The organism is Microbacterium sp. NPDC057741 (assembly GCF_042798735.1).
Lineage (GTDB): Bacteria > Actinomycetota > Actinomycetes > Actinomycetales > Microbacteriaceae > Microbacterium.
This window is the reverse complement of sequence record NZ_JBHVJW010000001.1, coordinates 1-10,442: the sequence shown is the minus strand read 5'-3', so window position 1 is coordinate 10,442 and position 10,442 is coordinate 1. Positions and strand designations below refer to the sequence as shown.

At 70.7% G+C, this 10,442-nt stretch carries 9 protein-coding genes and 1 rRNA gene; all 10 read right to left on the bottom strand.

Annotation, left to right across the window (positions count from 1 at the left end; genetic code table 11):
• Positions 1 to 94: 94 nt before the first annotated feature.
• Positions 95 to 997: a site-specific tyrosine recombinase XerD gene (gene xerD, locus ACFVDO_RS00050; RefSeq protein ID WP_378858094.1), complete on the bottom strand. Its 903-nt coding sequence runs from the start codon at positions 995 to 997 to the stop codon at positions 95 to 97.
• Positions 998 to 999: 2 nt separating this feature from the next.
• Positions 1,000 to 1,788: an NUDIX domain-containing protein gene (locus ACFVDO_RS00045; RefSeq protein ID WP_378858095.1), complete on the bottom strand. Its 789-nt coding sequence runs from the start codon at positions 1,786 to 1,788 to the stop codon at positions 1,000 to 1,002.
• Positions 1,775 to 3,472 (bottom strand): CTP synthase, encoded by a 1,698-nt coding sequence (locus ACFVDO_RS00040; protein ID WP_378858096.1) that lies wholly within the window; start codon positions 3,470 to 3,472, stop codon positions 1,775 to 1,777. The genes ACFVDO_RS00045 and ACFVDO_RS00040 overlap by 14 nt, the downstream gene beginning before the upstream one ends.
• Positions 3,473 to 3,489: 17 nt before the next feature.
• On the bottom strand, positions 3,490 to 5,178 hold the full coding sequence (gene recN, locus ACFVDO_RS00035) for a DNA repair protein RecN (protein ID WP_378858097.1): 1,689 nt from the start codon (positions 5,176 to 5,178) through the stop codon (positions 3,490 to 3,492).
• A complete protein-coding gene (locus tag ACFVDO_RS00030) occupies positions 5,175 to 6,083 on the bottom strand; it encodes an NAD kinase (RefSeq protein WP_378858098.1) in 909 nt (302 codons plus the stop codon). The genes recN and ACFVDO_RS00030 overlap by 4 nt, the downstream gene beginning before the upstream one ends.
• Entirely contained in the window at positions 6,080 to 6,874 is a 795-nt protein-coding gene (locus ACFVDO_RS00025; protein WP_378858099.1) for a TlyA family RNA methyltransferase, read from the bottom strand. Before ACFVDO_RS00025 ends, ACFVDO_RS00030 begins: the two co-directional genes overlap by 4 nt.
• Positions 6,871 to 7,062, bottom strand: coding sequence for a hypothetical protein (locus ACFVDO_RS00020; protein ID WP_378858100.1), 192 nt, complete (start codon positions 7,060 to 7,062; stop codon positions 6,871 to 6,873). The genes ACFVDO_RS00025 and ACFVDO_RS00020 overlap by 4 nt, the downstream gene beginning before the upstream one ends.
• 59 nt (positions 7,063 to 7,121) lie before the next feature.
• Complete coding sequence (locus ACFVDO_RS00015) at positions 7,122 to 8,162, bottom strand: HAD-IIA family hydrolase (RefSeq protein ID WP_378858101.1); 1,041 nt, start codon at positions 8,160 to 8,162, stop codon at positions 7,122 to 7,124.
• The gene (locus ACFVDO_RS00010) at positions 8,162 to 10,279 is read right to left on the bottom strand and encodes a primosomal protein (protein ID WP_378886818.1); all 2,118 of its coding nucleotides are present in this window, start codon (positions 10,277 to 10,279) and stop codon (positions 8,162 to 8,164) included. The genes ACFVDO_RS00015 and ACFVDO_RS00010 overlap by 1 nt, the downstream gene beginning before the upstream one ends.
• A 72-nt stretch (positions 10,280 to 10,351) precedes the next feature.
• Positions 10,352 to 10,442 (bottom strand): 5S ribosomal RNA (gene rrf / locus ACFVDO_RS00005); the annotation flags it as partial.

Here is a 10,442-nt window from a genome sequence, read left to right as displayed (position 1 = left end):
TCGCCACCGGGTCTCCTGCTCGTCGTGCTCGGTCGATTGTATCGATACGGCTCGACCCGCTCATCCCGGCGCGCCCAGATCGGCGCGCACGGCCTCAGCGCGCCCTCGGATGCGAGGTCGCGTAGACGTCGCGCAGGGTGTCGACCGAGACATGCGTGTAGATCTGCGTCGTCGCCACCGACGCGTGGCCGAGCAGCTCCTGCACGACGCGCACGTCGGCGCCGCCCTGCAGGAGGTGGGTGGCGAAGGAGTGCCGCAGGGTGTGCGGAGACACCTCAGCCGCGATCTGCGCCCGCTCGGCGGCCGAGCGGATGATCAGCCAGGCGCTCTGCCGCGAGAGCGGCGCGCCGCGCGCGCCGAGGAACAGCCGAGCGGACGCCCGACCCTTGGCCGCCAGCTCAGGACGCACCCTGGTCAGGTAGGCGTCCACGGCGGAGCGCGCGTACGAGCCGAGCGGAACGATCCGCTCCTTGTCGCCCTTGCCGCGAAGGCGCAGCACGTCGCCGTGGGCGAGGTCGTCGACATCGAGGGAGACTGCCTCGGAGATGCGGGCACCGGTGGCGTAGAGCAGCTCCAGCAGCGCACGGTCCCTGATGCCGAGCGGTTCCTCCGAGCTCGGCGCCCCCAGCAGGCGCTCGACCTGATCGATCGTGAGCGCCTTGGGCAGCCGGCGCGGCATCTTCGGCGGTCGGATCCGACCGGTGGGGTCGTCCTGCTCGATCTCCTCACGGGCGAGGAAGCGATGCCAGCTGCGCACTGAGGACTGCAGCCGGGCCAGGCTGGTCGCGGCCGGCGGCGGCTCCGCCCCGGCGCGGTCGGCGACGAACGCCTGTACGACGGCGGGGGTGATCTCGGCCGTGTCGCCGACGCCCTGCGCGCCCAGCCACTCCCGGTAGCCCGTGAGGTCGCGCCGGTACGCGGCGACCGTGTGCTCCGACAGGCCGCGCTCGATCGTGACGTGCCGCAGGTACGTGTCGATCGCGCGGTCTAGCTGCACGGCTACTGCCCGGCGGATTCCTGCCGGCGCAGCATCCGCTCGGCCGCGAGCACGCCGATCTGCAGGATGCCGTTGTGCATCTGTCCGGCGAGCACCGCGTCTGCAGCATCCGACAGCGGGACCCAGGCGACGCGGATGTCGGCCTCCTCGTCCTCGCGGTCGTGCGCCTGCGCGGCGCGCGCGACCCCGGTGGCGAGGAAGATGTGGATCATCTCGTCGTTTCCGCCCGGCGTCGTCCAGGACGACACCAGGTGCTGCCAGTTCTCAGCCGTGAGGTCGGCCTCTTCGGCGAGCTCGCGCTTCGCGGCCGCGAGCGGCTCCTCGCCCGCGACGTCGAGCAGGCCCGCGGGCAGCTCCCAGTCACGGTGCCGGATCGGATGCCGGTACTGCTGGATCAGCAGCACGCGGTCCTCATCGTCGAGCGCGACGACGGCCACTGCGCCGGTGTGCGCGACGTACTGCCGCACGATCTCACCGTCGCCGTAGCGCACCCGATCGGAGTGCACGTCCCAGACGCGCCCCTCGTACACGAGGTCGCTCTGCAGCACCTCGGGCGCGAAGGGCTCGTCCCTCAGCTCCTCGGATCCTGAGCGGGCACCGTCCGCCAGGTCCGCGGATCCTGAGCGGGCACCGTCCGCCAGCTCCTCGGATCCTGAGCGGGCACCGTCCGCCAGCTCCTCGGATCCTGAGCGGGCACCGTCCGCCAGCTCCTCGGATCCTGAGCGGGCGAAGCGAGACGAAGGACGCTCAGGACCCGCGGAAAGACGGGAGGACGGATCAGGCCTCGTCATCGCCGAACAGCTCGCTCGAGCGGTGGCGCTCGATGGCCGCGCCGATCAGACCGCGGAACAGCGGGTGCGGCGAGGTCGGGCGCGAGCGCAACTCGGGGTGCGCCTGGGTGGCGATGTAGAACGGGTGCACGTCACGCGGCAGCTCGACGTACTCGACGAGGTCGAGCTCGGGGTTCAGACCCGAGAACACCAGGCCGGCGTCGGCCAGGCGGCCGCGGTATGCGTTGTTGACCTCGTAACGGTGACGGTGCCGCTCGGACGCCTCATCGGAGCCGTAGAGCTCCGCAGCGAGCGACCCGTCGGCGAGGGCTGCCTTGTACAGGCCGAGGCGCATCGTGCCGCCCAGGTCGCCGCCGTCGAGGATCTCGACCTGCTCGGCCATCGTCGCGATGACGGGCTCGGCGGTCTCGGGGTCGAACTCGCTCGACGACGCGCCGGCGATGCCGGCCACGTCGCGGGCGTACTCGATGACCATGCACTGCAGGCCGAGGCACAGGCCGAGCGTGGGGATGCCCTGCTCGCGGGCGAACTTCAGCGCGCCCAGCTTGCCCTCGATGCCGCGGATGCCGAAGCCGCCGGGCACGCAGATGCCGTCGAGGTCGGAGAGCGCCTTCGCAGCGCCCTCGGGCGTCTCGCACGAGTCCGAGGGAATCCAGCGGATGTTCACGTGCGCCTCGTGGGCGAAGCCGCCGGCGCGCAGCGCCTCGGTCACCGAGAGGTACGCGTCGGGCAGGTCGATGTACTTGCCGACAAGACCGATCGTGACCTCGTGCTTGGGGTTGTGCACCGCCTGCAGCACCTTCTGCCAGCGCGACCAGTCCACGTCGGCGGCCTTCTGCGCGAGGCCGAGCCGACGCACGATGTAGGAGTCGAGGCCCTGGTCGTTCAGCGTCGAAGGGATGTCGTAGATGCTCGGCAGGTCGACGGTGTTCACGACGCCCTCGGCGTCGACGTCGCACATGAGCGCGATCTTGGCGAGGTTGCTCTCGCTCACCGGCCGATCGCTGCGCAGCACCAGTGCGTCAGGCTGGATACCGACCTGGCGGAGGGCCGCGACCGAGTGCTGGGTGGGCTTGGTCTTCTGCTCGCCCGAGGCGCCCATGAACGGCACCAGCGACACGTGCACGAAGAACACGCTGTCGCGGCCGAGCTCGTGGCGCAGTTGACGTGCCGCCTCGAGGAACGGCTGCGACTCGATGTCGCCGACGGTGCCGCCCACCTCGGTGATGATCACGTCGGGCTGCGGCTCCTCAGTGGCCTGCAGGCGCATGCGGCGCTTGATCTCGTCTGTGATGTGCGGGATGACCTGCACGGTGTCGCCGAGGTACTCGCCACGGCGCTCGCGCGCGATCACCTGCGAGTAGATCTGGCCGGTGGTCACGTTCGCGGCCTGTGACAGGTTGATGTCGAGGAAGCGCTCGTAGTGGCCGATGTCGAGGTCGGTCTCGGCGCCGTCGTCGGTCACGAAGACCTCGCCGTGCTGGAACGGGTTCATCGTGCCGGGGTCGACGTTGAGATAGGGATCGAGCTTCTGCATCACGACGCGCAGACCGCGCGCAGTGAGGAGATTGCCCAGGCTGGCGGCGGTCAGCCCCTTGCCCAATGAGGAAACGACACCGCCCGTCACGAAGATGTGCTTCGTGGTGAAAGAGGTGTCGTCGGACCGCGCGGCTGAGTTCTGCATCACGGGCTTTTATCCTATCAGTTCGGTGCGGTGCTCAGACCGAGAAGTTCCCGAGCGTGGGTGAGCGCGGCGTCGGAGTCGGGCAGGCCGGACAGCAGTCGCGCCATCTCCCCCTCGCGCTCCGCACCGTCGAGGCGGCGGACGCTGGAGGCGGTGACCGCGCCGCCCGAGGCCTTCACGACGGTGAGGTGGTTCGACGCGAAGGCGGCCACCTGGGCCAGATGCGTGACCGCGATGACCTGTGCGCGCTCGGCGAGCCGAGCCAGGCGGCGGCCGACCTCGATGGCGGCAGCGCCGCCGATTCCGGCATCCACCTCGTCGAAGACGAAGGTCGGCACAGGGTCGACCCCGGCGATCACGACCTCGATCGCGAGCATGACACGGGAGAGCTCGCCGCCCGACGCGCCCTTCGACACCGGGCGCGGATCGGCGCCGGGGTGCGGGGCGAGCAGGATCGCCACGTCGTCACGGCCGTGCGTGCTCTCGGTGCCGGGCGCGACCTCGACGACCAGACGTGCGTCGGGCATGGCCAGGGCGTGCAGCTCCTCGCTGACCGCGGCGGAGAGGCGTTCGGCGGCTGCGGTGCGCAGTCCGGTCAGGGCGTCGGCCGCGGCGTCCACGTCGGCGCGCGCCTGTGTCGCCTCGGCCTGCAGACGCTCGATCCGGTCGCCGTCGTCGTCGAGCTCGGACAGGCGAGCAGAGCCGCTCTCCCACAGCGCGAGAGCCTCGTCGAGAGAGCCGTGCTGCCGGATCAGCGCGCCCAGAGCGGCACGACGCTCTTCGACTGCGGCGAGCTCGTGCGGTCCGGTCTCGTCGAGGTCTGCCAGGTAAGCGGACAGTTGCAGGGCGAGGTCCGCGGCGCGGTAGCCGAGGTCCTCGAGCGCCGCCCCGATCTCGCTGAGCTGCGGGTCGGTCACACGCTCGAGCGCGCGTCGTGCCTCGGAGAGCAGCGCGGAGACATCCGCTTCGCCCTCTTCGCTCGAGATCGCTCCGCGGGCGACGGATGCCGCTACCCGCAGCTCCTCGGCGTTCGCGAGTCGCTCCGCACGCTCGTTCAGCTCACGATCCTCGCCGGGCTGCGGGTCGAGGGCATCGATCTGTGCGAGGTCCTCGCGCAGCCGGGCGGCCTCCTCGGCACGGCGGGCGCGGTTCTCCGTCAGGTCGGTGATCTCCGCGTCCAGCGCGCGCCAGCGCGCGAACACCGCGCCGTAGGTGTTCAGGGCGTCGGCGATCGCGTCGCCGCCGAAGCGGTCAAGGGCGTCGCGCTGCGCGGCGGCTGAGCGCAGCCGCAGCTGGTCGGACTGGCCGTGCACGACGACGAGCTGCTCGGCGAGCGATGACAGCACGCCCGCCGGTGCAGCACGCCCTCCGACGCTCGCGCGGCTGCGCCCCTCGGCGCTCAGGCTGCGCGACACATACAGCTCGGCTGCGTCGCCGGCCGGTTCGAGATCTCCCCCGGCATCCGCGACGATGTCGGCGACCGCACCGTCCGGCGGCACGATCCACACGCCGGCGACGGAGGCCTGCGCCGCTCCGGCACGCACCGCGCCGGAGTCTGCCCTGGCCCCGAGCAGCAGCCCCAGGCCGGTGACGACCATGGTCTTGCCCGCGCCGGTCTCGCCCGTGATCGCGGTGAACCCGGGGCCGAGCGGCAGCACGGCGTCGTCGATGACGCCGAGGCCGCGGATGCGCATCTCCTCGATCATCGGCTGCCTCCCCGCCATCCGGCGACCGGCAGCCGGAACTTGCGCACCAGCCGGTCGGTGAACGGGATCGGATGCAGCCGCGCCAGGCGCACCGGCCTGGACGATCGGCGCACGACGACGCGTGCCCCCGGCGGCAGCTCGTGCGATCGGCGTCCGTCGCACCACAGGATGCCGGTTCCCGAGGTCGACTCCAGCATCTCGATCGCGACGGATGCCTGCGGGCTGACCACGAGCGCCCGCGCGAACAGCGCATGCGCGGAGAGCGGCACGACGGCGATCGCCTCGACGCCGGGCCAGATCACAGGGCCGCCCGCGGAGAAGTTGTAGGCCGTGGAGCCGGTGGGTGTGGAGACCACCATGCCGTCGCATCCGTAGCTGGTGAGGGGGCGTCCGTCGATCTCGACGACGACCTCGATCATGCGCTCGCGGCTGGCTTTCTCGACGGTCGCCTCGTTCAGCGCCCAGGTGTCGTAGACGACCTGGCCGGCGGCATCCTTCACGCGCACCGACAGCGCGAGACGCTCCTCGACCTCGTAGTCGCGATCGATCACACGGCGCACGGCGTCGTCCATGTCGTCGCGCTCGATCTCGGCGAGGAAGCCGACGTGGCCCATGTTGATGCCGAGCACCGGGGCATCCGAGCCGCGCACCAGCTCCGCGGCCCGCAGGATGGTGCCGTCACCACCGAGCACGATCGCGAGCTCGAGGTCGTTCACGCCGATGTCGGCTCCGATCGCGGCGACCTCCGCGAACCGCGGATCGACGGCGATGAGCTCCTCGTGGTCCTCCGCGGCGAGCACGGGACGCGCACCGGCGTCGCGCAGCGCCTCGATCACGCGCATGGCAGCGGCGACAGTGTCCTCCCGGTGCGCGTGAGCGACGACCAGGATGTTCCGCTCGTTCATCGTCCTCCTGCCAGTTCCGCGATGCGCTTCGTCCATTGTGTCGGATCGTCGCCGCCCGCGCCGAGGTGCACGAGATACTCCGCGTTGCCGTGCGTGCCGAGGATCGGCGAGGGCAGGATGCCGCGGATGCCGAGCCCGGCGTCCCAGGCATCCCAGGCGGTGCGCTCGACCGCGTCGACGCGTGTCGTCGGGTCGGTGACCAGCCCGCCGCGCACGGCGGTGCGCCCCACCTCGAACTGCGGTTTGACGAGCAGCACGATGTCGGCGCCGGGCGCCGCGACCTGCGCGACCGCGGGGAGGACATGCCCGAGGGAGATGAACGACAGGTCGCCAGTCACGAGATCGGGGGCTGCTGTCTCGCCCGTCGCCTCGGCAAGGTTCTCCGGCGTCATGTACCGCACGTTGAACCCCTCGACGGAGGTCACGCCGGGGTCGGCGGCGACGGGCGCCGCGAGCTGATCGTGCCCGACGTCGACGGCGAGCACCCGACGTGCACCCCGCTCGCGGAGCACCTGGGTGAACCCTCCGGTGGAGGCACCCATGTCGAGAGCGAGCCGGCCGTCCACCGGGATGCCGAAGCCGTCGAGTGCGGCGATGAGCTTGTGCGCCCCGCGGCTCACGTACTCATCCCCGCCGTCGACGGAGAGCTCGGCGTCATCTGAGACGGGGGTGGACGGCTTCACGACGGGACGCCCGTCGATGCGCACTCGCCCCTCGCTGATCAAGGTGGCGGCATGCGAGCGTGAACGCGCCAGTCCTCGTGCGGCCAGCGCCGCGTCGAGGCGCGTCACCGTTCCCCGGCGGGGCTCGGCCGCTGCTCGGACTTCGGAGCGCTGTCGAGTCGCTTCATGAGTTCGCCGTGCAGTGCGGAGTACGCGTCGGCACGATCACTCAGCGGTTGACTCTCGATCAGACGGAGTCTGCTCCAGAGCGCGTCGGCAGGCTCGTCAGACCGGTGCTGCTCGGCGGGATCGTGCATGTCCCCACCCTAACGCGGGCGACGGACGCCGAACCGGCGCCGCTCGGAAGTGTGCAGAGTCAGGGACGGTGGAACGGGTCGGCGTACAGGCGCTCTGGCACCTCGAAGACGTAGATCGCCGCGCCGCTCCCCCAGATCGCCGCAGCCCCGGCGCGCAGCAGGTCGATCTGTCGCTCGCCCTCGGCGAGGATCTCGACATTCGCGCCCGCCACCCGCACTGCGGCGCCGTTCACATGGAACGCACCGTCCTTCTGCACGGTCTCGGGATACGGCTCGTGCAATTCGCGCAGGTCGCTGAGGATGTACGTCGGCCGCGATCCCTCGGGTGCCGCGAGCACGTGCTTCGGCCGGTCGATGCCGGTGAGCACAAGTGCCGAGTCGATGCCTGCACGGTTCGCGCCGAGGATGTCGGTGTCGAGACGGTCACCGAGGAACAGTGCGCTGCTCGCACCGAAGCGGGCGAGCGCCTCCTCGAAGATCGGGGTCTCGGGCTTGCCGGCGACCGTCGACAGACGGCCGATCGCGGTGTGCACTGCGGAGACGAGTGTGCCGTTGCCCGGGGCGACGCCGCGCTCGCGCGGGATCGTCCAGTCGGTGTTGGTCGAGATCCATGGGATGCCGCCCTCGTCCTCCGGGACCTTCAGCGCGAACGCCGCCTCCGCGAGATCGGTCCAGGCGACCTCGGGGGCGAAGCCCTGCACGACGGCGCTCGGCGCGTCCTCGGCGCTGCGGGTGACCGTGTAGCCGGCCTTCTCCGCTTCGACGACGAGTCCCTCTCCGCCGACGATCAAGATCGTCGCGGGCGCCGGCACCATGGTCGTGAGCAGCCGCATCGCGGCCTGAGGACTCGTGACCACGTCTTCCGGACGCACATCGAGACCGAGGTCGCGCAGATGCGCCGCGACATTCGCATCCGTCCGGGACGCGTTGTTGGTGATGTATCCGAGGCGGGCGCTGACTGACGCGCGGTTCAGGCTCTCCACGGCGTGGGGAAGCGGGCCCGGCCCGGCATACACGACGCCGTCCAGGTCAGCCAGCACGGCATCACGGCCGTCGAGCGGAGTAGTGGATGCGGGAGCGGACCTGCGGAACAGGCCCATCAGGCCTTGCCCTCGTCGGCGGGCTCGTCAACACCGGCCTCGACGAGGATCTCAGCGACCTCCGCGGCGACATCGTCGGCCTTGGGCGCCGGGGCGTCGGCGTCGGCGAGCTCGCCGTCGGCGTCAGCGTCGGCGTCGGCGTCAGCGTCAGCGTCAGCGTCAGCGTCAGCGTCAGCGTCAGCGTCAGCGTCAGCGTCAGCGTCAGCGTCAGCGTCAGCGTCAGCGTCAGCGTCGTCGGTCGCCAGTGCGGCTTCGTCGACCTGCGCGGCAGCGTCGTCGAACTCGGCTGAGGCGTCCTCGACGTCCGAGATCGCGTCATCGGTCTCGCCCGCAGCATCCTCGTCGTACTCGTCGTCGAAGTCCTCGATCAGCCCGTCCTCGACGATGATCTCGTCGTGTTCCGCGGATGCCGCGTTGATGGCGTCAGCCGCGGTCTCGGCGCGCTCGGCCCAGAACTCCGCTTCATCTGTCCGGCCCAGATCCTCGAGCACGGCAGCGCGCGCCGCGAACAGCGCAGGACTCCACTCGAAGGCGCGGTCGGGATCGAGTTCGGGAATCTCCAGCTCACCGAGAGCGAGTTCGAGCTCACCACGATCCATGCGGGCGCCCGACATGGCGATTGCGAGAGCGACGCGCACCTCGGTCGGAAGGGCGGAGCGGTCGACGCCGCGGCCCTCTTCCAGAGCCCGGTCGGGACGGCCGACACCGCGCTCGCTGTCGACGATCAGTGCGATCTGGTCCTCACGGCCGGAGATGCGGCGGTAGGTGCGCAGCTCGCGGAGCGCCAGAGCGAAGTCGCCGATGGCGTATGCCGTGATCGCGACCGACTCGCGCACCACCGGGATGCGACCGGCGCGGCGCGAGGCGGCGAGGGCGTGCTCGTGGGCGAGCTGCGGGTCCTCGTCGATCAGCCGGGCCGACATCGCGAGGTGGCGCGCCACCCGCTCGGCATTCTCCATGCTGAGGGTCTTCAGCTCGTTGCGCGCGGCGGGATGCAGGTCGCGCGGCGTGATCTCGTCGGGAAGCTGCGGCTCGGGAACACGCTCACGCACCGGGGCATACGGGTTGTACTCGCGCTCGGCGCCGCCTCGCTGGGGGGTGTGCGACCGGCGGTCGCCGTCACGGCCGCGGTCATCACGCTGCGGGCGGTCGTTCCGATAGGGGCGGTCGCCGCCGCGGGAGTCGTCGCGCTTGTACGGACGGTCGCCCTGCGGACGATCATTGGAGCGGTAGGGGCGATCGCCCTGCGGACGGTCGTTGGAGCGGTAAGGACGGTCGCCGCCCTGCCCGCGGTCGTTCCGGTAGGGGCGGTCGCCCTGCGGGCGGTCATTGCTGCGGTACGGACGATCGCCGTGCGGACGGTCATTGCTGCGGTACGGACGATCGCCCTGCGGACGGTCATTGCTACGGTACGGACGATCGCCCTGCGGACGGTCATTGCTACGGTACGGACGATCGCCCTGCGGACGGTCATTGCTACGGTACGGACGATCGCCGCCCTGCCCGCGATCGTTCCGGTACGGGCGGTCGCCGCCGCGGGACTCGTCGCGCTTGTAGGGGCGGTCACCCTGCGGACGGTCGTTGGAGCGGTAAGGACGGTCGCCGCCCTGCCCGCGGTCGTTCCGGTACGGACGGTCACCCTGCGGACGGTCATTGCTGCGGTAAGATCGGTCGCCCTGCGGACGGTCATTGCTGCGGTACGGACGGTCGCCGCCCTGCCCGCGGTCGTTCCGGTACGGACGGTCACCGCCGCGGGAGTCGTCGCGCTTGTACGCACGGTCACCCTGCGGACGGTCATTGCTGCGGTACGGACGATCGCCGCCCTGCCCGCGGTCGTTCCGATACGGACGGTCACCGCCACGCGAGTCATCGCGCCGGTAGGAGCGATCACCCTGAGGCCGATCACTCCGGTCGCTCCGGTACGGACGGTCGCCCTGTGAACGCTCGCTACCGCGAGAGCCCCGATCACCAGAACCGTTGCGGTCATCTCTGCTCGAGCCGCTGCCCGAGCGTGGCGCACGGCCGGCCGCGTCGGAGTACGAGCGGTTCTTGCCGTTCGAGGAGCCAGAGCGCGACGAATCCCCGTCCTCGCGACGGTGGTGCTGTTCTTCCGACATTCTGACTCCCTGTAGAGGCTTGTTAACGCAAGATGGCCACCCAACAATGGGTGGCCATCTTACCTAAGAGGAGTTCGGCGGTGTCCTACTCTCCCACAGGGTCCCCCCTGCAGTACCATCGGCGCTGTGAGGCTTAGCTTCCGGGTTCGGAATGTGACCGGGC